Origin of the sequence: uncultured Mailhella sp. (assembly GCF_944324615.1) — a bacterium.
GTDB lineage: Bacteria > Desulfobacterota > Desulfovibrionia > Desulfovibrionales > Desulfovibrionaceae > Mailhella.
In genome coordinates, this window is the sequence record NZ_CALUWY010000002.1 from 1 (window position 1) to 25,939 (window position 25,939).

At 61.8% G+C, this 25,939-nt stretch carries 23 protein-coding genes and 2 pseudogenes; 10 read left to right on the top strand and 15 right to left on the bottom strand.

The window, feature by feature from the left end; translation table 11 throughout:
* The 4 genes and pseudogenes from dsrA to Q0K07_RS00625 form a co-directional block, all read left to right on the top strand.
* Window positions 1-1,131 (top strand): dissimilatory-type sulfite reductase subunit alpha (dsrA, locus tag Q0K07_RS00610; RefSeq protein ID WP_294554996.1); only part of this gene is annotated, 1,131 nt, incomplete at its 5' end.
* 18 nt (window positions 1,132-1,149) lie between these two features.
* Window positions 1,150-2,292: pseudogene (gene dsrB / locus Q0K07_RS00615) on the top strand (dissimilatory-type sulfite reductase subunit beta); the annotation flags it as partial.
* 84 nt (window positions 2,293-2,376) lie between these two features.
* Window positions 2,377-2,604: a dissimilatory sulfite reductase D family protein gene (locus tag Q0K07_RS00620; protein WP_294555329.1), complete on the top strand. Its 228-nt coding sequence runs from the start codon at window positions 2,377-2,379 to the stop codon at window positions 2,602-2,604.
* A 461-nt stretch (window positions 2,605-3,065) separates the two neighbouring features.
* On the top strand, window positions 3,066-4,460 hold the full coding sequence (locus Q0K07_RS00625; RefSeq protein ID WP_294554999.1) for a cobyrinate a,c-diamide synthase: 1,395 nt from the start codon (window positions 3,066-3,068) through the stop codon (window positions 4,458-4,460).
* 240 nt (window positions 4,461-4,700) lie between these two features.
* Here the strand turns inward: Q0K07_RS00625 and Q0K07_RS00630 are convergent, their stop codons facing one another.
* The 5 genes from Q0K07_RS00630 to nth all read right to left on the bottom strand — a co-directional run bounded on the left by Q0K07_RS00630 (window position 4,701) and on the right by nth (window position 8,713).
* The gene (locus tag Q0K07_RS00630; RefSeq protein ID WP_294555004.1) at window positions 4,701-5,612 is read right to left on the bottom strand and encodes an amino acid ABC transporter permease; all 912 of its coding nucleotides are present in this window, start codon (window positions 5,610-5,612) and stop codon (window positions 4,701-4,703) included.
* Window positions 5,591-6,400 (bottom strand): transporter substrate-binding domain-containing protein, encoded by an 810-nt coding sequence (locus Q0K07_RS00635; protein WP_294555007.1) that lies wholly within the window; start codon window positions 6,398-6,400, stop codon window positions 5,591-5,593. Before Q0K07_RS00635 ends, Q0K07_RS00630 begins: the two co-directional genes overlap by 22 nt.
* Window positions 6,397-7,197, bottom strand: a complete 801-nt coding sequence (locus Q0K07_RS00640; protein WP_294555010.1) for an amino acid ABC transporter permease — start codon at window positions 7,195-7,197, stop codon at window positions 6,397-6,399. The genes Q0K07_RS00635 and Q0K07_RS00640 overlap by 4 nt, the downstream gene beginning before the upstream one ends.
* A gap of 9 nt (window positions 7,198-7,206) precedes the next feature.
* A complete protein-coding gene (locus Q0K07_RS00645) occupies window positions 7,207-7,920 on the bottom strand; it encodes a hypothetical protein (RefSeq protein ID WP_294555012.1) in 714 nt (237 codons plus the stop codon).
* Window positions 7,921-8,056: 136 nt separating this feature from the next.
* The gene (gene nth / locus Q0K07_RS00650) at window positions 8,057-8,713 is read right to left on the bottom strand and encodes an endonuclease III (RefSeq protein WP_294555015.1); all 657 of its coding nucleotides are present in this window, start codon (window positions 8,711-8,713) and stop codon (window positions 8,057-8,059) included.
* Between the two features lie 207 nt (window positions 8,714-8,920).
* Here nth and Q0K07_RS00655 point away from each other — a divergent pair, with 207 nt between their 5' ends.
* On the top strand, window positions 8,921-9,904 hold the full coding sequence (locus Q0K07_RS00655) for a carbohydrate kinase family protein (protein WP_294555018.1): 984 nt from the start codon (window positions 8,921-8,923) through the stop codon (window positions 9,902-9,904).
* A 332-nt stretch (window positions 9,905-10,236) separates the two neighbouring features.
* On the opposite strand, the gene Q0K07_RS00660 is transcribed toward Q0K07_RS00655, so the two are convergent.
* Entirely contained in the window at window positions 10,237-10,719 is a 483-nt protein-coding gene (locus Q0K07_RS00660; protein WP_294555022.1) for a hypothetical protein, read from the bottom strand.
* Between the two features lie 520 nt (window positions 10,720-11,239).
* On the opposite strand from Q0K07_RS00660, the gene Q0K07_RS00665 reads away from it, so the two are divergent.
* Together Q0K07_RS00665 and Q0K07_RS00670 are read left to right on the top strand one after the other, a co-directional pair.
* Window positions 11,240-11,617 (top strand): hypothetical protein, encoded by a 378-nt coding sequence (locus tag Q0K07_RS00665; protein ID WP_294555025.1) that lies wholly within the window; start codon window positions 11,240-11,242, stop codon window positions 11,615-11,617.
* A 42-nt stretch (window positions 11,618-11,659) separates the two neighbouring features.
* Complete coding sequence (locus Q0K07_RS00670; RefSeq protein ID WP_294555028.1) at window positions 11,660-12,997, top strand: UbiD family decarboxylase; 1,338 nt, start codon at window positions 11,660-11,662, stop codon at window positions 12,995-12,997.
* A 158-nt stretch (window positions 12,998-13,155) separates the two neighbouring features.
* Here the strand turns inward: Q0K07_RS00670 and ade are convergent, their stop codons facing one another.
* From ade to lepB, 9 genes and pseudogenes are all read right to left on the bottom strand, one after another.
* Window positions 13,156-14,883, bottom strand: a complete 1,728-nt coding sequence (gene ade, locus Q0K07_RS00675; protein ID WP_294555031.1) for an adenine deaminase — start codon at window positions 14,881-14,883, stop codon at window positions 13,156-13,158.
* A gap of 112 nt (window positions 14,884-14,995) precedes the next feature.
* Window positions 14,996-16,174: an MFS transporter gene (locus tag Q0K07_RS00680; RefSeq protein ID WP_294555033.1), complete on the bottom strand. Its 1,179-nt coding sequence runs from the start codon at window positions 16,172-16,174 to the stop codon at window positions 14,996-14,998.
* 598 nt (window positions 16,175-16,772) lie between these two features.
* A pseudogene (gene lpxC, locus Q0K07_RS00685) lies at window positions 16,773-17,585 on the bottom strand (UDP-3-O-acyl-N-acetylglucosamine deacetylase); the annotation flags it as partial.
* A gap of 63 nt (window positions 17,586-17,648) precedes the next feature.
* Window positions 17,649-18,503 (bottom strand): peptide chain release factor N(5)-glutamine methyltransferase, encoded by an 855-nt coding sequence (gene prmC / locus Q0K07_RS00690; protein ID WP_294555036.1) that lies wholly within the window; start codon window positions 18,501-18,503, stop codon window positions 17,649-17,651.
* Between the two features lie 417 nt (window positions 18,504-18,920).
* A complete protein-coding gene (gene rnhA / locus Q0K07_RS00695; RefSeq protein ID WP_294555039.1) occupies window positions 18,921-19,403 on the bottom strand; it encodes a ribonuclease HI in 483 nt (160 codons plus the stop codon).
* Window positions 19,400-21,505, bottom strand: a complete 2,106-nt coding sequence (locus tag Q0K07_RS00700) for an LTA synthase family protein (protein ID WP_294555042.1) — start codon at window positions 21,503-21,505, stop codon at window positions 19,400-19,402. The genes rnhA and Q0K07_RS00700 overlap by 4 nt, the downstream gene beginning before the upstream one ends.
* 55 nt (window positions 21,506-21,560) lie before the next feature.
* Window positions 21,561-21,767 carry a dual CXXC motif small (seleno)protein gene (locus Q0K07_RS00705; RefSeq protein ID WP_294555044.1) on the bottom strand — a complete coding sequence of 69 codons (207 nt, stop codon included), beginning with the start codon at window positions 21,765-21,767 and terminating at the stop codon, window positions 21,561-21,563.
* A gap of 126 nt (window positions 21,768-21,893) precedes the next feature.
* Window positions 21,894-22,499 carry a recombination mediator RecR gene (gene recR, locus Q0K07_RS00710; RefSeq protein ID WP_294555047.1) on the bottom strand — a complete coding sequence of 202 codons (606 nt, stop codon included), beginning with the start codon at window positions 22,497-22,499 and terminating at the stop codon, window positions 21,894-21,896.
* Window positions 22,500-22,599: 100 nt separating this feature from the next.
* Window positions 22,600-23,181: a signal peptidase I gene (gene lepB / locus Q0K07_RS00715; RefSeq protein ID WP_294555050.1), complete on the bottom strand. Its 582-nt coding sequence runs from the start codon at window positions 23,179-23,181 to the stop codon at window positions 22,600-22,602.
* A 241-nt stretch (window positions 23,182-23,422) separates the two neighbouring features.
* Here lepB and argJ point away from each other — a divergent pair, with 241 nt between their 5' ends.
* Genes argJ through Q0K07_RS00730 form a run of 3 tightly spaced genes read left to right on the top strand, consistent with a single transcriptional unit; the run spans window position 23,423 to window position 25,924 of the window.
* On the top strand, window positions 23,423-24,631 hold the full coding sequence (gene argJ / locus Q0K07_RS00720) for a bifunctional glutamate N-acetyltransferase/amino-acid acetyltransferase ArgJ (RefSeq protein WP_294555053.1): 1,209 nt from the start codon (window positions 23,423-23,425) through the stop codon (window positions 24,629-24,631).
* Window positions 24,632-24,645: 14 nt separating this feature from the next.
* Window positions 24,646-24,936, top strand: a complete 291-nt coding sequence (locus Q0K07_RS00725) for a DUF503 domain-containing protein (RefSeq protein WP_294445729.1) — start codon at window positions 24,646-24,648, stop codon at window positions 24,934-24,936.
* The gene (locus Q0K07_RS00730) at window positions 24,926-25,924 is read left to right on the top strand and encodes a bifunctional oligoribonuclease/PAP phosphatase NrnA (RefSeq protein WP_294555056.1); all 999 of its coding nucleotides are present in this window, start codon (window positions 24,926-24,928) and stop codon (window positions 25,922-25,924) included. The genes Q0K07_RS00725 and Q0K07_RS00730 overlap by 11 nt, the downstream gene beginning before the upstream one ends.
* The last annotated feature ends 15 nt before the right edge of the window (window positions 25,925-25,939 follow it).

Sequence of the window (25,939 nt, forward strand, 5' to 3'; positions counted from 1 at the left end):
CACTGGAAGCACGGCGGCATCGTGGGCGTGTTCGGTTACGGCGGCGGCGTTATCGGCCGTTACTGCGACCAGCCCGAAAAGTTCCCCGGCGTGGCCCATTTCCATACCGTCCGCGTGGCTCAGCCTTCCGGTAAGTTCTACAGCACCGAATACCTGCGCGGCATCTGCGACATCTGGGATCTGCGCGGTTCCGGCCTGACCAACCTGCACGGTTCCACCGGCGACATGGTGCTCATCGGCACCCAGACTCCTCAGCTCGAAGAAATCTTCTACGAACTGACCCACAAGATGGACGTCGACCTCGGCGGTTCCGGCTCCAACCTGCGTACCCCCGCGGCCTGCATGGGCATGTCCCGCTGCGAATACGCCTGCTACAACACTCAGCTCGCCTGCTATCAGCTCACCCAGGACTACCAGGACGAACTGCATCGCCCCGCCTTCCCCTACAAGTTCAAGTTCAAGTTCGACGGCTGCCCCAACGGCTGCGTGGCTTCCATGGCCCGTTCCGACTTTGCCGTGATCGGTACCTGGAAGGACGACATCAAGATCGACCAGGAAGCCGTGAAGGCCTATGTGGCCGGTGAAGAAGGCTTCAAGCCCAATGCCGGCGCCCACTCCGGCCGCGACTGGGGCAAGTTCGACATCCAGAAGGAAGTCATCGACCTCTGCCCGACCCACTGCATGAGCTGGGACGGCTCCAAGCTGTCCATTGACACCGCGAACTGCGTCCGCTGCATGCACTGCATCAACACCATGCCCCGCGCTCTGCACGTCGGCGACGACCGTGGCGCCTCCATCCTTGTCGGCGCCAAGGCCCCCATCCTCGACGGCGCTCAGATGGGCTCCCTGCTCGTTCCCTTCATTCCTGCGGAAGAACCCTTCGATGAAATCAAGTCCGTCATCGAAAAGATCTGGGACTGGTGGATGGAAGAAGGCAAGAACCGCGAACGTGTTGGCGAAACCATCAAGCGTCTCTCCTTCCAGAAGCTGCTTGAAGTGACCGAAATCCCGGCCATTCCTCAGCACGTCATCTCGCCCCGCACGAACCCCTACATTCTCTTCAAGGAAGAGGAAGTGCCCGGCGGCTGGACCCGTGACATCGCTGCTTACCGTCAGCGTCACCTGCGCTAATCAGAGAGGAGAGCAAAAATGGCTTTTATTTCTTCCGGTTACAATCCTGCAAAACCCATGGAAGGTCGTATCTCCGATATCGGACCCCGCAAGTACGACTCCTTCTTCCCTGAGGTCATTGCCAAGAACTTCGGCAAGTGGCTCTACCACGAAATTCTGGAACCCGGCGTGCTCATGCACGTTGCCGAAAGCGGTGACAAGGTCTACACCGTCCGTTGCGGCGGCGCCCGTACCATGACCACCGTGCATATCCGTGAGATCTGCGAAATCGCCGACAAGTACTGCGAAGGTCACGTCCGTTTCACCACGCGTAACAACGTGGAATTCATGGTGACCGACCTTGAGACCCTCAAGGCCCTCAAGGAAGACCTCGCCTCCCGTAAGTTCGCCGGCGGCTCCTACAAGTTCCCCATCGGCGGCACCGGTGCCGGCGTGACCAACATCGTGCATACCCAGGGCTGGCTGCACTGCCACACCCCCGCCACCGACGCCTCCGGCCCGGTGAAGGCCCTGATGGACACCGTGTTCTCCGACTTCCAGAACCATCGTCTGCCCGCCCCCGTGCGCATCTCCCTGGCCTGCTGCCTTAACATGTGCGGCGCCGTGCACGTTTCCGACATCGGTGTCGTGGGTATCCACAGAAAGCCCCCGATGATCGACCAGGAATGGGTTGACCAGCTCTGCGAAATTCCTCTGGCCGTCGCCGCCTGCCCTGTGGCCGCCGTGCGTCCCGCCAAGGAAGAACTCGACGGCAAGAAGATCAACACCGTGGCCATCAAGAAAGAACGCTGCATGTACTGCGGTAACTGCTACACCATGTGCCCCGCCCTGCCCATCTCCGATGGCGAAGGCGACGGTGTGCTCGTGATGGTCGGCGGCAAGATCTCCAACCGTATCAGCCGTCCCAAGTTCTCCAAGGTCGTCGTGTCCTACATCGAAAACGAACCGCCCCGCTGGCCCACGCTGTGCGCCACCGTCAAGCGTATCCTTGACGTGTACGCCGCCAACGCCAACAAGTACGAACGCCTGGGCGACTGGGCCGAACGTATCGGCTGGGAAAAGTTCTTCGAACTGACCGATCTGGAATTCACCCCCCAGCTCATCGACGACTTCCGCGAACAGGCCTACTTCAGCTGGCGTCAGTCCACCCAGTTCAAGTTCTCTGAACTGGCCGCTGAAGCCTACAAGGGCGCTGAAGCCCATGCCGAAGCTGCCAATGCCGGCGTGACCGAAGAAGACAAGACTCTGGTGTACAACTGGCTGGTGGACAAGACCAGCAAGCCCGGCGCCAAGACCAAGTTCTACTTCAACCAGTTCCTCGAACTGTTCCCCGGCGCCAGCCCCCGCAAGGTCAAGAACGTCCTCACCGCTCTGGTGGACGACGAAAAGGTGGCTTACTGGTCCTCCGGTTCCACCACCATGTACGGCCTCAAGGGCGCCGGCAAGCAGGGCGCTACTGAAGAAGGCGAATAATATCGCCCGCTGAAGGGCAGGCCGCTTTAAGGCGGCCCGCGCAGATTCAGCAAGCCGAAACATGAAGGGGAAGATCTCTCGGGATCTTCCCCTTTTTGGCAGATGGGCTTTTCCGCCGCCATGCGCTGCAAGACGTGCGGAAGGCTCCTGTGCAGTCGCCCCTGCATGCAAAACCGCGCTCTCTTCTGCGCCGCAGGGCAGAAGCGGCATCCTGCGCTCTTCCGGGAGGAGGCGCTCATGCGGCCCCGAAAGGCTTTTCCCTGCCGCATGCCTTCTCCTCCGCTTTTCCGGGCCTGCTGCGGCCTTCAGGGCAGCGAGCCTTCGGCCGTGCAGCATGCGCCTTGAGTCCGTCTGCCCGGAAGACGCGTTTTTGGAAGCAGGCTTTCCCGGCATATATGCCGCCGTGCCGCGCCGGACGCTTCTTCTGCGGCGCACAACAACCTCTTCCCCCTCCTTTTTTCATGGAACAGGCACGACTTGTCATTTCCGGGCTTTCCGGCGGAAGCGGCAAAACGCTGGTTTCGCTGGGTCTCACGCGACTTCTCGCCAGGCGCGGCCTTGCCGTGCAGCCCTGCAAGAAGGGGCCGGATTACATTGACTACGCATGGCTCGCACTGGCTGCCGGAAGACCCGCCGCCTGCCTTGACCCGTATTTTCTGGAAGATGCTGCCCTGCTGCGGCAGTTTGCCCGCGTGTGCGCAAAGCGCCCCGCCGACATCGCCGTCATGGAAGGCAACCGGGGTCTGTTCGACGGGCGCGACGTGGAAGGCACCTGTTCCACCGCCCATGTGGCGCGCCTTTTAAAGGCTCCCGTGATCCTTACCATGAACTGCGCCAAAATGACGCGCACGGCGGCAGCCATTGTTTCCGGCATCGCCCGCTTCGAGCCGGACCTGAACCTTGCGGGCGTTCTTTTGAACAACGTGGCCGGAGAGCGGCACGGTTCCATGCTGCGCCGCGCCGTGGAGCAGTACACCGACATCCCCGTCATGGGCATTCTGCCCCGTCTGAGAAAAAATCCTCTGCCGGAACGGCACATGGGCCTCTCTCTTGATGAAGCCGACCCTGCCGCCCTTGCGGTTCTGGATTCCCTTGCCGACCTCATGGCCGAAAACAGCGATGCAGAACGCCTGCTTTCCCTTGCCCGCACCGCCCCGGCTCTGGACGTTGTTCCCGCCCCTCACGAGAAAAAGACGCCGCAGCACGGCCCCCTCATCGGCTATGTGCACGACAAGGCGCTGTGGTTCTATTATGACGAAAATCTGGAAGCCCTGCGCGAGACGGGGGCAGAGCTGGTGCGCCTGAGCCTTTTCGACGACAAGCCCTGGCCGGATATCGACGGACTGTATCTCGGCGGCGGCTACCCGGAACTTTTTGCCGACGAGATCAGCGCCTCGCCGCACCTTGCGCACATCCGCGCCCTTTCCCTGGCGGGCCGCCCCGTCTATGCCGAATGCGGCGGCTTCATGGTGCTGTGCGACGCGCTCCTTCTCGACGACGGGCCGCGCCCCATGGCGGGCCTTCTGCCGCCGCGGCCGCGCTTCTTCCGCCGTCCCCAGGGGCTCGGCTATGTGACGGCGCGCGTGACGGCACAAAACCCCTTCCATCCTCTGGGAAGCGTGTGGCGCGGACACGAATTCCACTACTCCCGCTGTGAATGGCCCGAAGGCCCCCTGCCCGCCTGCTGTCTGGAACTTGCGCCGGGTACGGGCATGTATGAAAAAGACGGCATTCACTACGACGGGCTGCTCGTGCGCCGCACCTTCGCCTGCTGGACGCACCTCTTCGCCCCGGCGGTGCCGCACTGGGCGGAAGCTTTTGTCCGCGCCTGCATGGACGCCCGCGCATCCCTTTAGGCATTCCTGCGGCAGGGCCGCCCTGCAACGGCAACGCTTCGTTTCTTCAGGCTCCGCCGAAAAAAGCCTCTGCGGTGATGCTTTTTCAGAGCACACAGCAAAGGCAGCCCCGGATACGGAATCCCGGCAGGATTCAAGCCTTTTCCACCTTGGGATTCGAGACTCAGCGCCCGCCGAAAACACAAAGAAAGGCCCGGAAGCCGAAGCCCCCGGGCCTTTAAACTTCTCCGGCCCCCTGCTTTAGTGCCGCCTCTCCATACGGCGGCCGAGCCATGCCCAGAAACAGGAAACAAGAAGGTACATGGCCGCCGTGACCAGCCACAGTTCAAAGGTCATGCGGGAAACGGCCATGACTTCCAGACTCTGAAAGGTAAGCTCCGGCAGGGAGATGGCCGACGCCAGCGCCGTTTCCTTGAAGACGGAAATGCACTGACCCGTAAGCGGCGGAGCCATGATGCGGAAGGCCTGCGGCGCAATGATCCAGCGCATCTGCTGCCATGAGCTCATGCCGAGAGAGGCCGAGGCGTCCCACTGGGTTCTGTCCACGGCTTCCAGCGCTCCACGCACGATTTCCGCCACATAGGCCCCGGAATACACGCCCAGCGTGAGCACGGCGGCGGCCATGCGGTCCATCTGCCCGGGCGGGGCGAAAAGCGCCGCACTCAGAGACTGCGCCCACGCAGGCAGAGCGGCCACCTTGTCTTCCAGCAGCAGAAACGGCTCGGAAAAAAAGGATCCGGCAAAGAAGTATACGAGAAACAGCAGTACCAGCGGCGGCGTGTTGCGCAGCACGGTGATGTACAGCACGGCGGGCAGGGCCGAAAGCCCCCTCTGCCTTGCGGACAGCGCCCCCACAAGCCCCCCGGTCAGAAGCGCCACAAGAAGCGACCAGAAGCCCAGGCGCAGGGTGCCGAACAGGCCCTTGAGCAGCATGCCGGCCTGCCATGCGCCCGAGGCATCGCGGGAAATGATGTACGGCCCGAGGGCGGCCCAGTCCCAGGCATGGCGCGTCACCGCCATGGAACGCCATACGAATGCGACGACCAGCACCACGGCGGCCGCCGCAAGAAGCGCATCCCAGCTGTTCAGCCGGTTCCAGGCCCGCGGCCTGGAATGACCGGGGATGAAGTTCAGTTGATTCTGCTCTGCCATGCGTCAGACTTGAACCAGTAGTTGCGGCGTTCCTGGAGCCAGCCTTCCTCTTCCACAAGGCGGATCCAGCCGTCGAACACGTTGAGGGTATCGAAATCCCCCTTGGGCACGGCAAAGGCCACAGGCTGCATGGCAAGGCCGGTTTCAAACTTCTGCACCAGCGTATCACCGTGCTTCAGGGTTTCCATGGCGGGGAGAGGCGCGCTGGAAACAAAGGCATGGGCGCGGCCGGAAAGCACTTCCTCCACGGCGGGAGCTTCGTCGTTGAACATCCTCAGATTCGCCTTAGGGAAAAGCTTCGCCGCAGCGGCCGCGGCAGTGGTGCCGGTACGCACGGCAATGGTCACGCCCTCCGCGTTCAGGTCCTCAAGCTTGTTGATGGCGGCGGACTTTTCGCGGTTCAGCGTCAGATCCACATAGGCGTGATCATAGGGGATGGTGAAGTTCACCGACAGCAGGCGCTGCGGCGTGATGCTCATGCTGCCGATGATGACGTCGAACTTGCCGGAAAGCAGCGCAGGAATGATGCCGTCCCAGTTGGTGGGCACCAGCTGGAGCTTCACGCCGAGATCCTGGGCCAGTCTTTCGGCCACGTCGATTTCAAAGCCGATATATCTGCCTTCCTTGTCCTGCATGGCCCAGGGCACGAAGGAGGAAAAGCCCACCCGGAGCGTACCGCGCCGCACCACCTTTTCCACCACGGATTCACGGTCGGCGGAATACCCCTGGGAGGGAAGGGAGAACACAAGCCCGAGAGCCAGAAGAAAAACGGCGAGACAATGTTTCATATATGCTCCTTTCGTTCCAGAAGCCGGGCAGGAATACTGACCAGCGAGGTAAGAACAAGGTACACGGCCGCAGCGAGCAGCCACATTTCAAAGCTGAGAAAGGTATCGGTAATGATGACGCGGGTGCGCATGGTCAGATCGGCCACGGCAATGGCGCTCACAAGCGAGGTATCCTTGACGAGGGAAACCAGCTGCCCGGCCAGCGCGGGCAGTACCTGCCGCATGGCCTGCGGAACGATGACATCCCTTGCGGCAAGGCGCACGGGCATGCCCAGACTCAGGGCAGCCTCCCACTGGCCTCTCGGCACCCCCATGACGCCCGCACGGAAGATTTCCGCCACATAAGCGCCCTCGAAGAGTCCGAGGGATATCACCGCCGCCCAGAACGGCCCCACGCCGATCACCGGCGCAACCACGAAATACACCATGAAAAGCTGCATGAGCAGAGGCGTATTGCGGAGCGCGCCCAGGGTGAAGAAGGAAAGGGTGCGCGCCACCGGAGAGGCGGAAAGCCGCATGCCTGCAAAGAGCGCCCCGGAAAAGAGCGAAAGGGCAAGGCTTGCCAGCGTGAGCTTCAGCGTGACGCCGAGGGCCTCAAGAAGCGGCCCGGGCTGGAACACGCCCTCTTCCCACACCCCCACGAAGCGCCAGACGCGGTACCATTGCCAGCGGTACTGTTCCGATGCGGTATCCATGAACCACAGGACAAGGGCAAGCATGAGCGCAAGCAGAAGCACGGGCCTCCACAGGGCCTTCAGGCGTTCCCTCCGGGCAAAGACGACACAGCGATCGGGCATGAGCTTTCCTCAGCGACTCAGCGAACTCTCTTTCAGCGAAGAGCCCTCTTCCAGTTTCTTTTTCATGGAACGGCTGTCCGGCGCCTGCGTCACCACGGCCTGCCCCTGCATGTATTCCACCGCGCTGCTTTCCACCAGCTCACCGGCGGAGGCGTCGTTCTGCACCGTAACCCTGTTGTAGACATGGTCCAGCACCATAAGCACATAGGGCTGAAGCACCGGAGTCTTCAGGTCGATGATGACGAGGTAATATTCCCGGAAACGGCGCGGCGTGTCGATGTAGCCGGAACGGCACAGCACCAGCCAGTCGTCCACACCGTCGTTGTTCCAGTCGGTCACGGCCACAAGTTCCAGCGTCACGCGGTTCATGCCGTCCTCTATGGTGGCGCGGGAATCCTCCAGGGTCACCTTCGCCTCAGGACTGAGCATGGCGCGGAAGGTGGGCGCCACGGCGACTCTGGCATGAGGGAAGCGGAACGCCGGGGACAGCCTGTCCACCAGTATCTTTCCGGCATCGGCCGGACGGGAGGAAAACATGGGGGAATACCAGTTTCCGTCCTTGTCCACCATGTTCTTTTTCAGCATCACCGGCCGCATGGCGCGGGACATGGCGACAAACTGCCCGCCGTTCAGAGCCTCCACCATACGGCAATCCTGCGGGGCGCAGGAAGTCAGCCCGAGGCCGGCACAGAGCGCAAGGCAGGCACAGAGTCTTTTCATCATCTTTCCTTCTTCCAACAGATATTCACATGATCGCGCGGGGCGTTGTGCCGCCGCATCTTCCACGGAGCGCATCCCGCCATGCCGCAAGAATGCCCCCGCTCCCTTTCCGTCGCAGGCGCCGCGGGAAAAGGCAGTCTCAGTCCCCGCCCTTTTTCACGCCGCAGCGCGGGCACAGGGAAAAAAGTTCACATTCCGTGCATGCGGGCTTCCGCGCGTCGCACACATCGCGCCCGAACCACACCAGACGATGATTCACATCCCCCCATTCCTCCCGGGGAAAAAGAAGCATGAGGTCTTTTTCTATCCGCACCGGATCGGTGTGCTCCGTAAGGCCCAGACGGAAGGAAAGCCGCTTGACGTGCGTGTCCACGGCCAGCCCCTGATTGATGCCGAAGCCTCCCCAGAGCACCACGTTGGCGGTTTTGCGCGCCACGCCGGGAATGGTGATGAGTTCCTCGATGGTACGCGGCACCTCGCCTCCGAAATGCTCCGTCACGCGCCTGGCCGCACCCAGAAGATTCCTTGCCTTGTTGTGGTAGAAACCGGTGGGCCGTATCACGGCCTCCAGCTCCTCCTGCGTGGCCCCGGCAAGTTCCGCAGGTCCGGGCCAGCGGCGGAAAAGTTCGGGCGTGATGGTGTTCACCCTGGCGTCGGTGCACTGGGCGGCAAGCACGGTGGCCACCAGAAGTTCCCACGGATTTTCATGCACGAGCATGGTTTCCGGTACGGGATAACGCTTTTTTAAAAGCTCAAGCACGGCCAGCGCACGGGCCGCCTTTTCCGTTTTCTTCATCAGGCAGTTCCTCTGGAAAGAATCCCCTTCCGGGGCACGCGGCCCCGCGCACCTCTCATGGGGAGCCACATCTTCGCACAAGAGGCAGAGGAACCGATACGTCTTTCTGACACATTATTGCCCGGCGGGCAAGAAAAGCCCCCTTCCCCGGCCGGACCGCACTTGTCAAAGCCCCCCCGCTGCCGTTAAAAAAAGAAGAAAACTGCCATGTCCAGCGGCATGGAAACCAACCTCACGGAGCCTTGCATGATCCATATTTCCGGTTCTCTCGCCTTCGACCGCATCATGACCTTTCCCGGCCATTTTGAAGAGCATATTCTCCCAGAAAAGCTGCATTTTCTGAACGTCTCCTTCCCCATCGACCGCCTTGAGGAAAAGATGGGCGGCACGGCGGGCAACATTGCCTATTCCCTCTCCCTTCTCAAGGAACGCTCCGCCATATACGGCACCGTGGGCAAGGACTTCACCGGTTACGGCAGAAGACTCGCCGCCATGGGCATAGACCTCGACGGCGTGAAGATCGACGATGAGGACTTCACCGCCTGCTGCTACATCATGACCGACAGAAGCAGCAACCAGATCAACGCCTTTTCTCCCTCGGCCATGAAGACCCCGGTCTTCCCGGAAAAGGCGCCCGTTGTTTCCGAAGGCGACTGGGGCCTCGTCGCACCCGGCAATGTGGACGACATGGTGAACTTCCCGGCCTTCTACCGGGAACAGGGCATTCCCTACATTTTCGATCCCGGGCAGCAGATCACCGTTCTCGGCGGCGAACAGCTCACCTCCGGACTCACCGGGGCCCATGTGCTCATCGGCAACGACTATGAAATCCAGCGTGTGGAAAACCTGACGGGCCTTTCCCGTGAAGAGCTGCTCGACCGCGTGGAATTTCTCATCATCACCTTCGGCGGCAAGGGTTCCACCATTCTGCACAAGGGCGTGAAGCCCTACGACATTCCCGCCGTGCCCGCCAGAACCGTTTCCGACCCCACCGGCGCGGGCGACGCCTACCGCGCAGGCCTGCTCAAGGGCCTGCACAGCGGCATGGGTCTGGCCTTTTCCGCCCGCCTCGGCGCGGTGCTCGCCAGCTTCTGCGTGGAACAGTACGGCACGCAGCTGCATCAGTTCTCCATGGAGGAATTCCAGGAACGCTACGAATCGACCTTCGGCCCCATGCCGGTGCTGAAATAACACGCCGCCTCCCGCCGACCGGGCGGGAATGCGGCGAAACGCCCGTCGCTGCGGCATGAGCCTCATGCCTGCCCGGAAAAGACGACGTGCGTGCCTTTTCCTGCAAAAAAACACCTTTCCGGCCCCGGCAGAAAACAGTTCCGGGTTTCAGAAAGGTGTTTTTTTCTTTTCAGGAAAAACAGGGGCGCCGGTCACCGCTGCGGAGCGTCTCCCTCCGCCGCATGCCCACGGACAGGAACATCCTGCGCCCCTTTCCGCCGCCCGCACTCGTGGAACAGTCCACGCGCCGCACCTTCTGCGCGGGGCGGCATGTCGTTTTCCGCCATGCTGCGCTAGAACGTCGACGGATACAGCCCGGTATCCAGCGCCTTGAAGCCCTTCTTCAGCACTTCCCTGGCCTTTTCCACGGAGTCGGGGCTTGCCGCAAGCACCAGAATGGCGCTCACCATCTTGCCGTTGGAGCACATGTAGGTCACACCGCTCATGGCCTGCTTCTGCAGCGTCACCATATAGGCGTTGCCGAGGGGCGAAGGTTCGGAAACCGTGAAGCCGCCGTCCTTCATGTTGGCGGCGGACTGCCCGGCGAAATCCTTTGCGGACATGGCAAGCGGCGTAATCGTAATGGTCATGATGGTATTGGAAGCCTTTTCCTGCATGACCACCATGTCCACTCCCTGCGTCTGCGCCGTCTTGTATTCCCAGCTGTCCGGAACATTGAACACGAAACTTTCCGTCTTGATTTCCTTTGCCAGAGCGGAAGAGGCAAGAAAAACGGAAACAAGTCCGCACACCAGAGCGGATGCGATTCTGTTCATGGCATTCTCCATAACTGAAAGTTGTCACCAAAGCCTGTTCACGGTGCGGAAAAACAGACTCATCCCTGTAACGTTCGGAGTATATTCCTTTTCTGCTGCATGACAAGAAATCGCCCCCCTGCCCGCAGGGCTTCCCGCCAGGCCTTGACAGAGACTCCGGCCCCTTCTATGCTTTTTTTATGAACATCATGAATGCGACGCACAGCTTTTTCTTCTGGTGGCCGACTCGCTGAAGCGGGCCGGGTTTATGGTGTTCCTTTTTCTGCATCACAATCACGGCGGATTCCCGGCGTGATTTTTTTATGGAGAAACGTCCCGCCGGGGCCCCTTCGGAGGCTCACATGCTGCACGCTCCCTTCCCGGCGCACTCCTCGTTTTTTGAGGAGCCTGTCGTTTCCCGATCCCTGCCAGTCTTCCCCCCGTCCCAGCTTCTGCCTGCACGGCAGTCCGCGCGAGCTCTCCTTTTTGCGCGCCATCGCACGGCCTGCTCTTCCGGCCTCCTTCTCCACGGAAGTGCCCTGTGAAGGCCGCCGGTCCCTTTACCGCAGGAAGCGGACGGCACAGGGTGGAGGCTTTCTGCCTCATGGCGGGGGAAGATCTCGTCGTTTCCGTAAGCGGCGGTGAAAAGCCCCATGTGGGAGCCGTTTCCCTTGCCGTTCCCCGGGGAAAGAACAGGGCCGACAATACCGGTCTGCTCTGCGCGCCCGGCCACAGGGACGATATGCCCGCACACGCTCTGGCAAAAAAGCTCTGCGCCCGGCTGGGGCGCACGGTATGCCTTACCGTGGGCCTTCATGTGGATGACGCCGGGGCGGACGACATCGCCCTTCTCATGAAAAACGCGGAAAAAGCCGTCGACGCCCTTGCCTGCGCGCTGCAGAACGGCATTTCCGCCTGAACTACGCCCTTTTCCACTTTTTACCTGTTTTTCGGAGGAACCATGAATCTGCAGGATTGCCTTCATACGCTGGAAAAATCCGGCCGCATCGCCCATATCCGAAGCGAAGTCGACGCCGTGCACGAGCTTTCGGGCATTGCCGCAAAACTTGAGGGCGGCAAGGTGGCCTTTTTCCACAAGGTACGCGGCTACGACTACCCCGTGGTCACCGGGCTGTGGTGGAACAGGGAAAACCTTGCCGAAATCTTCCACACCACGGAAGACGACCTCTCCTTCCTCTTTGCCCGTGCCGTATCCGAAATGCAGAGTGCGCCCGTGGCTCCGGTGCTGGTCGAGAACGCGCCCGCACAGGAAGTGGTGATGGACGAGCCCGATCTTTCGCGCATTCCCGTGCCCACCCATGCCCTTCTGGACGGAGGCCCCTATTTCTCCAACTGCATCATCATCGCCAAGGACCCGGAAACCGGGGTTCGCAACACCTCGGTGCACCGGCTGATGGTTTCAGGCAAAAACAGGCTCGGCCTGCTCATGGATGTGGGCAGGCACCTGCGCGACTACTACGAACGGGCGGAAGCCATGGGCAGAGCGCTGGAAATCACCATCAACAACGGCGCGCATCCGGCCTATTATGTGGCGGCCATCACGCCTTCCGCCGCCGCGCCCATCGACGTGGATGAACTGGCCGTGGCCTCCAGCCTGCTGGGGGAACCTGCGCGCCTTTGCCGGAGCAGAAGCGTGGATGTGGAAGGCATAGCCGACGCACAGCTCATCATGGAAGGGGAAATTCTGCCGTATGTGCGTGAACCGGAAGGCCCCTTCGGAGAAGTGAGCGGCTACTACGCCACCCGGGAAGACCGCTGGGTGGTTTCCATAAAGACCATCACCATGCGGAAGAATCCCGTCATCCACATGCTGCACCCGGGCAAGGAGGTGTGGAACTCCGTAGGGCTCGGGGTGGAGGCCAGCCTGTTCCGCACCATTTCCCGCCAGGTGCCCGGCCTGAAAAAAGTGTACATGACCCACGGGGGGAGCCACTATCACGTTGTGCTGCAGATGGATCCGCCCAGAAACGGCATGGCCAAGAACGCCATACTTGCGGCCTTTGCGGCCTTCCCTCCCCTGCAGATGGTCACGGTCGTGAACAGCGACGTGGACATCCGCAACCCCGAGGAAGTGGAACGCGCCATGGTCACGCGCTGCGACCCCGCCTCCGACATCATCATCGTGCCCGGAGCCTTCGGGCACGAACTCAACCCGGTGCTCAAGGACAACGTGGGGGCGAAAATGGGCTTCGACTGCACCTGTCCCCTGCCCCGTTCGCCGCGCTATGAAAAGGTGGCCTACAAGAACGTGTCCCTGAAGGATTACATCATCGAATAACGAAGGCCCCCTTCCCCTGCCCGGGGACGCCATGCCCCGGGCGCCTTACATCCGAAAAAAAAACGCGCGGATGAAGCACCCCGCGCGTTTTCATCAGCAGGCAGGGCGGCCTTCCCGGCCGCCCGCCTTTCGACCATACTTTTTCCGCGCCCGTCGCGCTACTTTTCCGCGTCCACATCCACAAACGTGAACCTGTCCACGTCGAAAAGCCCCCGGGCCGTGATCTTCAGGCTGGGAATAACGGGAAGCGCCATGAAACTGAGCGTCATGAAGGCATCCGCCCCTTCCCAGATATGATAGTGCGAAGAGGCGACCTCCAGAAGTTCCTTCAGCTTTCCGGCCACTTCCTCGGCGGGGCTTTCGCTCATGAGCCCGCCCACGGGCAGAGGCAGAGAGGCCAGCACCCTGCCCCCGGCAACCATGACGATGCCGCCTTCCATGCGTTCCAGCTCACGCACGGCAAGGAGCATGTCGTTCTCGTCGTCACCGGCCACCACGATATTGTGGGAATCATGGGCAATGGTGGTGGCTATGGCCCCGCCGTGCAGCCCGTAGCGGCCCTCCAGCAGGCCCACGCCGATCTTGCCCGTGGCGTGATGACGTTCCAGCACGGCTATCTTCACAAGGCCGGGATTGAGGGAAAGTTCCACCTCGCCGTCCGGGCCGGTGTTCACGTCCCGCACCTGACACTCCGTAATCAGGGAATGGGGCAGAAGCCCTATGACTCTGGCCCTGCCCGAAGGCACGCGCACGGAAAACGGGCGCTCCGGCAGAGGAGCCAGCACCACGCTCCGGCAGAGTTCTCCGGGGTCCGCCTGCGGCAGGGAACGCAGCATGCGCCCCTCCTGCGCCACGAGCTCGCCGCCCGCCCAGCAGGAAAGTACCCGGAACGATTCCAGATCCTCCACAAGCACAAGGTCGGCGCGAAGGCCGGGCGCAATGCCGCCTCTGTCGCGCAGACCGTAGCATTCCGCCGCGTTCAGCGTGGCCATGCGCACGGCGTTCACCGGGGCGATGCCCGCGGCAACGGCCATGCGCACGTTGTTGATGATATGTCCGCGCCTCAGAATGTCGGCGGGCTGTCTGTCGTCGGTGCAGAAAAGGCAGCGGCGCTGATTTTCCGCCGTCAGGCCGGGCAGAAGCTTCTGAAGATCGCGCGCGGCGGTGCCTTCGCGCAGCAGCACATACATGCCGCGCTCAATGCGGGCCTGCATCTCCTCCACCGTGGTGCATTCATGATCGGTGCGCACGCCGAGCGCGGCATACACGTCAAGCCCGGCGCCCGAAAGCAGCGGCGCATGCCCGTCGATGACCTTGCCCGCAGCAAGGGTATCCTCCAGCTTCTGCAGCACGTCGTCGTCACCGGAAAGCAGCCCCGGCACGTTCATCATTTCCGCAAGTCCCCCCACCTTGTCATCGGCAAGAAGCGGGGCGATGTCGCCTGCGCAGAGCACGGCTCCGGCATCCTCCACCGGCAGGGCGGGCACGCAGGAAGAAAGCATGATGCGCACATCAAGCGGCAGATGACGCGAGGCCTCCAGCATGTAGCGAAGCCCTGCCATGCCCTTGACGTTGGCGATTTCGTGCGGGTCGGCCATCACGGTGGTGGTGCCGAAGGGCAGCACCATCTCGGCAAAACGCGCCGGGCAGAGCATGGAGGATTCGATATGCACATGGCCGTCGATGAGTCCGGGCAGAAGATAGTGCCCTCCTCCGTCCACCACCTCGCGCGCGTCGAGACGGCTGAAACCGAGAATACGGCCCTGCCCGAAGCATACGCTGCTCTCGCGCACCGTTCCGCTGAACACGTCCACCACGCGCACATTGTCCACGCGCACATCCGCAGGCATGCGCCCGGCGGCCATGGCCCAGAAATCCTTGTTCATCAGCCTCACCTTCTTCTCAGAACTTGCCCTGCCTTCACGGCGAAAGGCGTTAATATGCAGGTTGCCAGCATACCGACTCCCCGGCCGCGCGGCAATGCGAAAATCGCCCCCGTCAGGCCGCCGTCCGGGTATTCTTCATGCGTATTTCCCTGTCCACGAGCTGGGCCAGGGCAAGAGACATCACCGTCAGCACCGCGCCGAAGAAGAACACGGACTGATAGCCCAGATGCAGCCACATCCAGCCGCCCAGTGCGGGAATGGTCACGGCGGGAATATGGTTGATGGTCTGGGCTATGGCCATATTGGGCGCGGCATCCTCAGGAAAGGCTATCTTCTGGAAGAAGGTGCGCACGGCGATGGAAAAGTTGAAGGTGAGGCTGTCGAACACATACAGAAGCACGATGAGATATTCGTTTCTGGTCAGGGCATAGCCCATGAAAATGATGAAGGCCGAAATATACTCGATGGTCATGAGGCGGCGTTCGCCCAGCCTGTTGATGATCTTCCCCACCATGGGATTGAACAGCCAGTTCACCGTATAGTTGAACATGAACATGAGCGACACGCTGCGCACGGAAAAACCGAACTGCTCCACCATGAGAAACACGGCGAACACGGAAAACACGATGCGGCGGCCGCCCATGAGCAGGTTCAGCAGATAGAAAAGCCAGTAGCGCTTCTGAGGCAGCATGCGCTTGCGCTGCTTCGGCGCGTTGCTACCCATGAGCGGATGCACCAGGGCGAAGAAGCCGAGCACAAGCCCCACGGCACCGGGCACGAAGAAAAGCCACACGAAGCTCAGTTTTTCGGAGAAAAGGAACACGAAGACGGAAATCATGAGACTTCCGCCCGCCACCAGCCCGCGCAGACGCCCCATGACGATGGGCGTCTGCCTGAGGTCGAAATGCTGGATGGCCAGGGAATTATTCATGGCCTCAAAATAATGAAAGCCGAAGGACATGAGCATGCTGGTGAAGATGATGGGCACGAAGGAGGGGAAAAAGCCGGTGAGCATGGTGCCGAGCCCTGCGGCCATGACCGAAAGCGCGGCCAGCTTGTGTTCCTTCATGAAAAAAAGAAAGACAATGAGCGTGACGCCCAGAAGTCCGGGTATCTCGCGCAGGCCCTGTACCAGCCCGCTTTCGGCGGGAGAAAGCCCCGCACAGTTCACCACGAAGTTGTTGTACAGCATGGTCCAGCCCTGCATGGCCACGGTGGAACCGAAATTGAGCATGGCCATGAACAGCAGAACATGTTTCTTCGATGCGGGAAGCCCGGTAAAAAGCGCCATATCTCCACCTTTGAAGGTATGAAAATCCTGCCGGACGGCTGCCCGGAACAGGGCAGGACATCAGCCCTCCGCACAGGTCTTCTCATCACCCGGAATAAAAAGTTGACCGTTGTTTTCCTTGGAAGATTCAGGTGTATGCCTTATCAGGCGGCGCGTCAAAAGGCGGGAAAAAAACTTGCTCTGCCGAAAATCCGCCCTCTTCCCGCCCGGCGCAGGAAAAAAGCCGCTCCCTGCTCCCGCACCGGGAAAGGCTGCCGAAAAGCCTGTGCCCTGAAAAAAAGAGCGCTCCCCGGCCCGTGCAGCCCCCAGCCTGGTACGCAGGGGGAAAAAACAGCCCCCGGCCACGGCGCAGAAAAGGCCCCCTCCCGGATCCCCTGCGGCGCGTTTCCCGGAAGGGACGTATGCAGGGCAGAAAAAAAAGGGGAGGCCTGACCTCCCCTTTTCCTGTTCTTCCCTGTTTTTGCGGCAAAGGGCCGTGCAGGAAGCACCGCGGCCGCAGTGTGCGTACCATGCGGCATGCGGCGCCCCGGCAGCAAAAACCTGATTTACTGAAAAAGCGTTATCTCTCGCAGTATTCCAGCAATCCTTCCCCGCCTGCCACCATACGCAGAAACGCGTTGTTGTGCCCGTGGCCGGAACAGGACACCGTGAAGGAACCCAGCAGCGGTCTGCCCAGCATGGCCATGTCACCGATGAAGTCCAGAAGCTTGTGGCGCACGAATTCATCGGGGAAGCGCAGGCCTTCCTTGTTCACCACGCCCTCGTCGCCCACCACGACCACGTTGTCCAGCGAGCCGCCGCGCGCAAGGCCCTTGCTGTGCAGGTATTCCACTTCCTTCAGAAAACCGAAGGTGCGGGCAGGCGCGATCTGTTCGGCAAAGGATTCGGGCGTCACATCCAGCGCAAAGCGCTGTTCTCCGATGACGGGATGGGGGAAACGTATGGTGTAATCCACATGAAAGCCGTCGAAGGGGCGCGCAATGATGGATTTTCCGTCCTTTTCCAGGCGGCATTCCCGCGCGATGCGGGCCACGCGGCGCGGCGCATCCTGCCGCACAAAACCGGCGCTGCGCAGGGCCTCCACCACCTCTCTGGCCGAACCGTCGAGAATGGGCACTTCTCCGCCGAAGACATGCACTTCCACATTGTCCACGGCAAGGCCGCCGATGGCCGCAAGCACATGCTCGATGGTGGACACGCTGGCCCTGCCGTCGCTGATGGTGGTGGCAAGCTCCGTCGTACTCACCGCTTCAGGGCGCGGCGAAAGCAGATGCACGCCGTCCTCGGCGTGAATGTGGAACACAATGCCGGAATTCTCCGGCGCGGGCCGGAACTCCATGCCGACCTCACGGCCGGAATGGAGAGAAACACCCTTGCAGCTGACCGCCTTGCCAAGAGTGATCTGAGACATGAGCAACTCCTGTCGCTCCGGCGGAAGGCACTCCGCCGCAGCATCCCCGGATCTGCCGGGGGCTTATACGCCGGAGCGACGCACCGCGGAAAGGAAGCGATCCTTCCCGGCGAGGTCGCGCCCCGTGCGCACATCCGTCCAGTATGCGTCCGGGCACAACGCCCGGCACGCTTCGCCCTGAAGATGGCCGTGCTCCATGAGAAACAGGCCGCCTTCCTTCAGCAGGGCGCGTGCTGCCGCCTCCACCGCGCGGGGATGTTCCAGGCCCTGGGGCCCGGGAACCAGCGCGGAACGCGGTTCGAAATTCCTTACGCCCGCATCAAGCGCGGCGTATTCTTCTTCACTCACATACGGGGGATTGCTGACCACAAGATCAAAGCTCCCCTCTTCCAGAGGCAGAGGAAGAGTGAAGTCGGCATGCAGAAAGGTCAGCCGCTTTGCCGTTCCGTGACGGGCGGCATTGGCTTCCGCCTTCTCCAGCGCATCGGCGGAAACGTCCACGGCCGTGCCCTGCCACGAGGGCCTCTCCGCCGCAAGCGTCACGGCAATGCAGCCGCTGCCCGTGCCGAGATCGAGAAAGCGTACCTGCTCCTTCCCCTGAAAGAAAAAAAGCGCTTCCTCCACCAGATGTTCCGTCTCCGGCCGGGGGATCAGCGTATGGCGGTTCACCAGAAAATCCCGGCCGTAAAATTCCCTTTCCCCGAGAAGATAGGCCACTGGCTCCCCGGCAAGACGGCGGAGAAGCAGCGCTTCAAGCTCCTCTCCGGCCTGAGGGGAAACGGGTTCGTCGTCATGGGCCACAAGTGCCACCTTGTCTATGCCGAGGACATGACAAAGGAGCATCCCCGCCACAAGGGCAGGGGATTCCGTACCGGCAAGACGCGCCGTCGCCCGTATTTTCCACTCTCGTCTGGTCATCACGGCATCCGCCATGCACATTTTGCTCCCGCAGTCTGCTCCGGTGAAGTAAGGCCGGAACAAGGCTTCAAAAGCATGATCTGACACCTGCATCCGCTCCGTGCGCAACGTATGTACGGCAGAAAAACCGCTTCTCAGGCCGTAGTCTCCACCACCGCAGGAAGAAAAACGCCGTATATCCGCAGGCACAAAGCATGCATGCGCCGAATCTAGCACAAAACCACGCCCAGTACAAGAATATCCGTCCCCCGCTCTTCCCGGTCCTTCCGCCCCGCGGGCGCCTTCACGCCCCGAGCACCTTTCCGCAGTACTGCACAGAAGTTCAAAAAAAATCTCCCCCGGCAAAAGCCGGGGGAGAAATGCCGCAGAACGCCACAGGAAAAGCGCACCCGGCACCGGAAAAGCCCGTGCGGGAAGCTACAGCGTGAAGCCCGTATCTTCGGGCAGATTCTTTTTTACCGCCTCGCCCCGGGCAAGTTCGTCGCAGCGTTCGTTTTCCGCATGCCCGGCATGGCCCTTGAGCCAGTGAAAATGCACCTCATGCCTGGCCAGAAGGGCCGGCATGCGCTGCCACAGATCCTGATTCTTCACCGGCTTTCTGGCCGACGTGAGCCAGTTGTTGCGCTGCCAGTTGTCCAGCCAGTGATCCCGTATGGCTTTGGCCACATACTGCGAATCGGTATAAAGCTCCACCGTGCACGGTTCCTTCAGCGCGCCGAGCGCCTCCAGAACAGCCAGAATTTCCATGCGGTTGTTCGTGGTACGGGCAAAGCCGCCGCACATTTCCCGGCGTACTCTGCCCTGCGCGCCTTCGCAGGAAAGCACGGCCGCCCAGCCCCCGGGCCCGGGATTGCCGAGACAGGAGCCGTCGGTATGAATGGTCACCGTCTTCATGCTCACTTCTCCGCCGCGGCCTTTGCGGCAAGGCGTGCGGCCTCAATATGATCCTTGCCGTTGTTGTGCAGCAGGTACTGCGAGGTATAGTAGAAGTCCATGAGCTTCTGCCGCATGGCCGCCGCACGCTCCGGCTCTTCGCTTCTGAGGTCGCGGGGATTGTTGTCCGGCGTGCGCTCATCCAGAAGGTACAGGGCGTCGCCTTTGGGCCGTATGGCGTACACATAGCCCTGTTCCAGAAGATAACGGGTGTGGTCGTTGTCGCTGATGAAGACCACGGCGTCCTTGTCGTTGTCCGGGTCGAGCAGGTTCCGGCCCAGGGTGTTGGTGTAATAGTCCAGCCCGGCCAGAGACGCCATGGTGGGCAGAACGTCCGGCTGAATGTGCGGGGCCGGATTCACACCCGGGGCCACCTGTCCGCCGGGGGCGTAGATGAGCAGCGGAATATGCCAGGCCTGCAGGTTGCAGGCACGCACGGCGGGCGTGATGTTGGTGGAATTGTTGTTCAGCCCGTGATCGCCGAAAATGGCGAAGATGGTGTCGTTGAACCAGGGCTCTTTGGAGGCCTTCTCAAAGAAGCGGCGCAGGGCATGATCGGAAAGATGCAGGGAGCGGAACTCCTCCGCACTTTCGTACCCGTACCAGGCCAGCGCTTCCGGCGAAGGATCGGGAGGGGAAACATAGCCCTCGTTGTCGTCCGGTATGGTGTAGGGCCTGTGGAAGGAGGCGGACTGCATCACGGCGATGAAGGGCTTCGGGCTCTTGTCGAGCACGCCCACGGCCTCGCGGAACATGGCGATGTCGGAAACGCCCCACACGTCGGTATTGGGAGCCTCCCAGGCCGATTCCTCCAGAAGATGCAGATCATCCACATTGTGCTGGAGCATGCCGCGGATGTTGGCCCAGTTGGCGTTGCCGCCGATCATGTAATATTTTTCATAGCCCTGGAACTCGTTGAACACGGTGGACTGGTCCACAAGTCTGGGGTTGCGCGACGTGGTACCGCCGGAGTGGTTCACATCCGGCACGCCGCTTATGGTGGTGAACACGGCGCGGGCCGTGGTGCGCGTGGGCGCGTAGAAGTTGGGGTAATAGAGGCTCTTCGGCGCAAGTTCCCTGAGGAAGGGCGTGGGATCAATGTCCCTGCCCAGCGATGCGGGCATGGAAGGCGCAAGGGAGGTGCGTTCCCAGCAGAGCGACTCCATGATGATGATCACGATGTTGGGGCGCTTTTCCATCTCCCTGCCGGGGAAATGGCGCAGATACGTCAAAGGCGGCTGACCTTCCGGCACGCGCAGGTACGCGGCCATGCGCGGCCAGGCTTCCCGCGTGGCCGCCTCGTTGGGAGGAATGGCCTTGCCGAAATTGCGCGTGTCGAACAGGTTCTGAATGGGGTTCACGGCCAGAAGCGCGATGTTCTTGTCGGAACTGAAGTAGGCGTTGCTCCAGCGCAGGGGGAAGAAGTTCGAGCTTATCTGCCCGTAGCCCACCACAAAGAGCATGACGAGGGAAGAAACCGTGACAAAGGCGCGCCACTTGCGGCTGCAGCCTTCCCCGCCCTTTTTCGGACGGATGGGAAAGGGAACGTGCGTGCGCAGAAAGGCCGAAAAAAGCCATACATACAGCGCAACGCAGGCGGCGAAGGCCGCGGCGATGAGCAGCACGGGATAGCTCTGCCACACCATGCGCACGGATTCCGAAGGATCTTCCAGAAAGACCCTGGCGCCCATGTCGATGTGCTGATGCAGATAGAAGAAGAAGCCGAAATCAAAAATATGGATCAGCATGGCCCCTGCGGCCATGATGCCCGTGACAAGGCACAGCACGCGGCGCGCCGTGGACGCGCCCTCACGCGAGACTGCGCGCTCCAGCCTCGGCCAGAGCAGGCAGAAGGCGAGAGGCAGGGTCATGAACACGGCCATGCGGGCATCGAACTTGAGCCCTATGTACAGCGCGTGCGGGATATGCCCTCTTTCGGTGATGTCGGGCAGAAGAAAATACAAAAGCGCGAGCCTCGCGGCGAAAAACAGCGCCGTGTTCACGAGAATGAACAGGGCGATGTCCACCAGAGGCTGAAACGCCGCGAAAACTTGACGGCGGAAACTCATAATCGCTCCTTCTGGGGGAAAAGCCGCCCCGGAGGGGCGGCCTCCGGCAGGAAATCTACACGCGGTCCGCGTACAGCCGTTCGAGGAATTCTTCCATCACGTCATCCATACGGCTGATGAACTGATTGAGCTTGAAGGTGCGGCGGCAGGAGGAACACTGCATATACGCCTCATGGCAGGTGCGGCGTATATCCAGCGGGGCTCCGCATTCCGGGCACGAAAGGGTGGTTCTCGCCTCGCGGGGCGCAAAGTAAAAGGCCATGATGCCTCCGTGTGTTGTGGTATCAAGAAGCCGGAACCGGAGCCGTCCGATACGGGCCCGGGTGCGGCCGTATCCGCCGGCCTTCCTCCCGCCCTGTACGGCAGAGGGAAGGCAGAGCGCTCCCGGCTACAGGGCCTGACGGTAGCGCAGCGACTGGCGCAGAGTTTCCCTGTCCATGTACTTCACCTCCGCTCCCAGAGGAATGCCCTGGGCGAGACGGGTGACGCGCACTTCGGGAAAACGCGCGTTCACCTGGTCTTTGACGAAGGTGGCCGTCGCCTCGGCTTCCGCCGTGGCCCCCAGTGCGAGGATGAGCTCCTTCACCCTGCCTTCGGCAAGGCGGGAGCGCAGACGGTCCATTTCCAGCATTTCCGCGGGGCTGTGATCCAGCGGGGCGAGCAGACCGCCCAGAATCATGTAGTAGCCCCGGTAGAAGTTGCCTTCTTCCATGGTAAGCATGCTGTCCCACTCCGCCACAAGGCAGAGCTGACTCTCGTCGCGTTCCTTGTCCGCGCAGATGGGGCAGGGGTCGGAATCCGAAAGGCCGCCGCAACGGCTGCACAGATGCAGCGTGTCGCGCAGCTCATACACGCCCTTGCCCAGCCTGCGTACCTCGGCCTCGGGCCACTTGAGCAGCGTCATGGCGGCGCGCATGGCGGACTTGGGGCCGAATCCGGGAAGGCGGGCGAGCTGATCCACAAGATTTTTCAATGGTTCGGGAATACGCTGCACGGATATTTCCTTCTCTCAAAAAACTTCCCCGGAGGGAAAAAGCACCCCGCCACGGCGGCAGTACCGCCATGACGGGAAAAGAATGCGGGCCGGAAACCCGTTACTGAACAAGCTTGCCCAGACGGCTGAGGCGCGGGGTATGGGTATTGGCGTCCCACGACCAGTAGATGCGCCAGGCCTTGCCGTGAATGTAGGAACGCGGCACGCAGCCCCAGTCGCGGGAGTCGTCGGAATTGTCGCGGTTGTCGCCCATGACGAAGTAGCTGTCCTCAGGCACCGTGACGGGCCCCACATTGTCGAGCCTGCCGATGACGTTGGGGTAAAGCTGCTGGATGTAATCCTCCTTCACCGGTTCGCCGTTTCTGTAGAACTGCTTGTTGCGCATTTCCACCACGTCGCCGGGAAGCCCCACCACACGCTTGATGAAGTCGGTGTCGGGGTCCTTGGGATACTTGAACACGATGATGTCCCCGATCTCAGGATCACTTCCCCGGAAAAGATACTTGTCGGTAAAGGGAATCTTCACCCCGTACACGAACTTGTTGACAAGCACATAGTCGCCGATCTGCACGGTCTGGAGCATGGAGCCGGAGGGAATGGTGTAGGCCTGAAGAACGAAGGTGCGGATGATGACGGCCAGAATAACCGCCGTAAGCAGCGCCTGACCGTAGTCGCGGATCATGGAACCGCCTTTTTTGTTGGAATATTCGGACATGTGAGCAGGCAGGGCGCAAAGGCCTCGGTTGAGGGTTCGGAAAAAGACGGACCAGCGCAGAGTAGCACGGCCGGAAAGGACGCGCAAGGCGACATTTTCCGCTGTTTTTTCCAAGGGTAAAGCCCGCCCGCGCGCTCCCGCGCCCTTGCGCGGCACCGGCAACTGTGGCAGATTGAAGACGCATTCCAACCGGAACGGAGAACTTTCCATGATTCAGATACCTCAGGGTTTCCGCCTCGCCGCGGCCAATGCCGACTTCCGGGGCAAACATCTCGACCGCAACGACGTTTCCCTTGTCTTCAGCACCGTGCCCGCCACCGCCGCGGGCGTCTTCACCACCAACCTTTTCCGCGCAGCTCCCGTGCTCGTCTCCGAAGAGCACATTGCCGCTTCCGGTGCATCCGGCGTGCGCGGCGTACTGTTCAATTCCGGCCAGGCCAACGCCTGCACCGGCGAACAGGGCAGGGAAAACTGCCTGCGCACCCTCGACATGGTGAGCCGGGCGCTTTGCGAAGCCGGAGAAGAGGTCTCTGCCGAAAGCCTTCTCCCCGCCTCCACCGGCGTCATCGGCGCGCAGATGCCCATGGACAAGTGGGCCGCCGTCGTGCCCGCTCTGGCGGCCTCTCTGGGCAAGGTGGATCTGGAGGGCCTCGCCCGCGCCATGATGACCACCGACGCCTTCCCCAAGATGGCGGGGCGTGAACTGGCCCTCAAGGGCGGCACCGTGCTTCTTGCGGGCGTGGCCAAGGGCGCGGGCATGATCTGCCCCAACATGGCCACCATGCTTTCCCTCGTCATGTGCGACGCGAAGGTCGAACCCCCGGCCTGGCGCGACATGTTCCGCCGCGCGGCGGACGCCACCTTCAACCGCGTGAGCGTGGACGGCGACACCTCCACCAACGACTCTCTCTACGGCCTTGCCAACGGCGCTTCCGGCGTCACCGTTGCCGCAGAGGAAATTCCTCTTCTGGAAGCGGCGCTCACCGAGGTTCTGGGTGAACTCGCCTACATGCTGGTGAAGGACGGCGAAGGCGCGACCAAGGTCATGCACATCCATGTCACGGGCGCCGCCTGCAATGCCGACGCGGAAAAGGTGGCCCGCACCATCGGTCACTCCCAGCTCGTGAAGACGGCCATGTTCGGCCGCGACCCCAACTGGGGCCGCATCGTGGCCGCCGCAGGCCGCGCGGGTGTGAACTTCGATCCTCTGGCCCTTCGCGTGAGCCTCTGCGGCGTGGAGCTTTTCCGCGACGGACGCCCCACCGACCTCGACTTCGACGCGCTTCTTGAGGAACCGCTCAAGGAAGTGGATCTTCCTCTGGAAGTCTCCCTCGGCGACGGCCCGGGCGAATCGCGCCTGCTCGCTTCCGATCTGTCCCACGGCTACGTTTCCCTCAATTCCGACTATCGCTCCTGACAAGGCGGCCCGGCATGGTCATCGGCGTTCTCACCGTGGAATACGCGCTGCACGGCAACGATTCCCTCAAGGGAAAGCGCCGCGTGGCCAACAGCCTGAAGCAGAAGGTGCGCAACACCTTCAATGTGGCCATCGCCGAAGCCGGCACCGAGGAATCTCTGGTGCGGCTCCGCCTCCAGGTGGTTTCCGTGAGCAACAGCGAAAGGCACATGCAGTCGCGCATGGACAAATGCCTGCTCATGATGGAAGCCGTATGCGAAGAAGAAATGGTCTACAGCGACCTTGAGTTTTTCTATGACGACTGAACCTTCCGTTCCCGAAGAAGTGCTCTCCGCACTCCGACACCATCAGCGCGTGCTCATCGCCGCCCATACGAACCCCGACCCCGACGCCATGGGCTCCTGCCTTGCCCTGGCCTGGGCCCTGCGCTCCATAGGCGTGGATGCGCTGGTGTTCAATGAGGACGGCCTTCCCGAGCGCCTGCGCTTTCTCACGCTGCCCGGGCCCGTGCTTTCCAGCCTGGAAAGCCTGCCCTGCGAACCCGACCTTGTGGCCTGTCTCGACTGCGGAGACAGAGCGCGCCTCGGCGATGCCCTGCAGCCTCTGCTCGACCGCGTGCCCAGCGTGAACATCGACCATCACCTCGCCAATCCGCTCTTCGGCACCGAAGCCAACTGGGTGGATCCGGCCATGGCTGCCACGGGGGAAATGATAGCCATGGTGGCCAAGGCCCTGCGCGCCCCCCTGCACGGCGCCCTGGCCGAAGCCCTGTATGTGGCCATTTCCGCCGACACGGGCAACTTCAGCTACGGCAACACCACCGCAGGCGCCCTGCGCCTTGTGGCGGAAATGGCGGAAGAAGGCCTGAACATCGCCCGCCTTCGCGAGTGCATGGAAAACAACTGGAGCGAAACGCGCCTCCGCCTGTGGGGCCGCCTCATGCAGGAGGCGCTCCTTCTTGAGGAAGGCCGCCTTGCCGCCGCCCTCGTCACCCTCGATACCCTGCGCGAGTGCAACGCCACGCGCGATGACATCGAAGGCTTTGTGGAGCAGCTCCGCCGCCTCAGGGGCGTGCGCGTGGCCCTTGTGCTGCGCGAGGAGGAAAAAGACGGCAAGGTGAGAACCAAGGCCAGCCTGCGTTCCTCCGGCAAAGACAACGTGCGCGACGTGGCCGCCCAGTTCGGAGGCGGAGGACATCGCAACGCCGCCGGAGCCACGCTCCCCCTCGATGCGCAGAAGGCCCTCACCGTCATGCAACCCTATATCCGGTTCGTCTGGAACCGCCTTCAGTAAGAAAGGCCCGGGCGG

Bases quoted from the DNA above. Each gene is read 5' to 3' on its own strand.
- Q0K07_RS00625 (WP_294554999.1), top strand. From the start codon at position 3,066: ATGGAACAGGCACGACTTGTCATTTCCGGGCTTTCCGGCGGAAGCGGC.
- Q0K07_RS00630 (WP_294555004.1), bottom strand. From the start codon at position 5,612: ATGGCAGAGCAGAATCAACTGAACTTCATCCCCGGTCATTCCAGGCCG.
- Q0K07_RS00635 (WP_294555007.1), bottom strand. From the start codon at position 6,400: ATGAAACATTGTCTCGCCGTTTTTCTTCTGGCTCTCGGGCTTGTGTTC.
- Q0K07_RS00640 (WP_294555010.1), bottom strand. From the start codon at position 7,197: ATGCCCGATCGCTGTGTCGTCTTTGCCCGGAGGGAACGCCTGAAGGCC.
- Q0K07_RS00645 (WP_294555012.1), bottom strand. From the start codon at position 7,920: ATGATGAAAAGACTCTGTGCCTGCCTTGCGCTCTGTGCCGGCCTCGGG.
- nth (WP_294555015.1), bottom strand. From the start codon at position 8,713: ATGAAGAAAACGGAAAAGGCGGCCCGTGCGCTGGCCGTGCTTGAGCTT.
- Q0K07_RS00655 (WP_294555018.1), top strand. From the start codon at position 8,921: ATGTCCAGCGGCATGGAAACCAACCTCACGGAGCCTTGCATGATCCAT.
- Q0K07_RS00660 (WP_294555022.1), bottom strand. From the start codon at position 10,719: ATGAACAGAATCGCATCCGCTCTGGTGTGCGGACTTGTTTCCGTTTTT.
- Q0K07_RS00670 (WP_294555028.1), top strand. From the start codon at position 11,660: ATGAATCTGCAGGATTGCCTTCATACGCTGGAAAAATCCGGCCGCATC.
- ade (WP_294555031.1), bottom strand. From the start codon at position 14,883: ATGAACAAGGATTTCTGGGCCATGGCCGCCGGGCGCATGCCTGCGGAT.
- Q0K07_RS00680 (WP_294555033.1), bottom strand. From the start codon at position 16,174: ATGGCGCTTTTTACCGGGCTTCCCGCATCGAAGAAACATGTTCTGCTG.
- prmC (WP_294555036.1), bottom strand. From the start codon at position 18,503: ATGACCAGACGAGAGTGGAAAATACGGGCGACGGCGCGTCTTGCCGGT.
- Q0K07_RS00700 (WP_294555042.1), bottom strand. From the start codon at position 21,505: ATGAGTTTCCGCCGTCAAGTTTTCGCGGCGTTTCAGCCTCTGGTGGAC.
- Q0K07_RS00705 (WP_294555044.1), bottom strand. From the start codon at position 21,767: ATGGCCTTTTACTTTGCGCCCCGCGAGGCGAGAACCACCCTTTCGTGC.
- lepB (WP_294555050.1), bottom strand. From the start codon at position 23,181: ATGATCCGCGACTACGGTCAGGCGCTGCTTACGGCGGTTATTCTGGCC.
- argJ (WP_294555053.1), top strand. From the start codon at position 23,423: ATGATTCAGATACCTCAGGGTTTCCGCCTCGCCGCGGCCAATGCCGAC.
- Q0K07_RS00725 (WP_294445729.1), top strand. From the start codon at position 24,646: ATGGTCATCGGCGTTCTCACCGTGGAATACGCGCTGCACGGCAACGAT.
- Q0K07_RS00730 (WP_294555056.1), top strand. From the start codon at position 24,926: ATGACGACTGAACCTTCCGTTCCCGAAGAAGTGCTCTCCGCACTCCGA.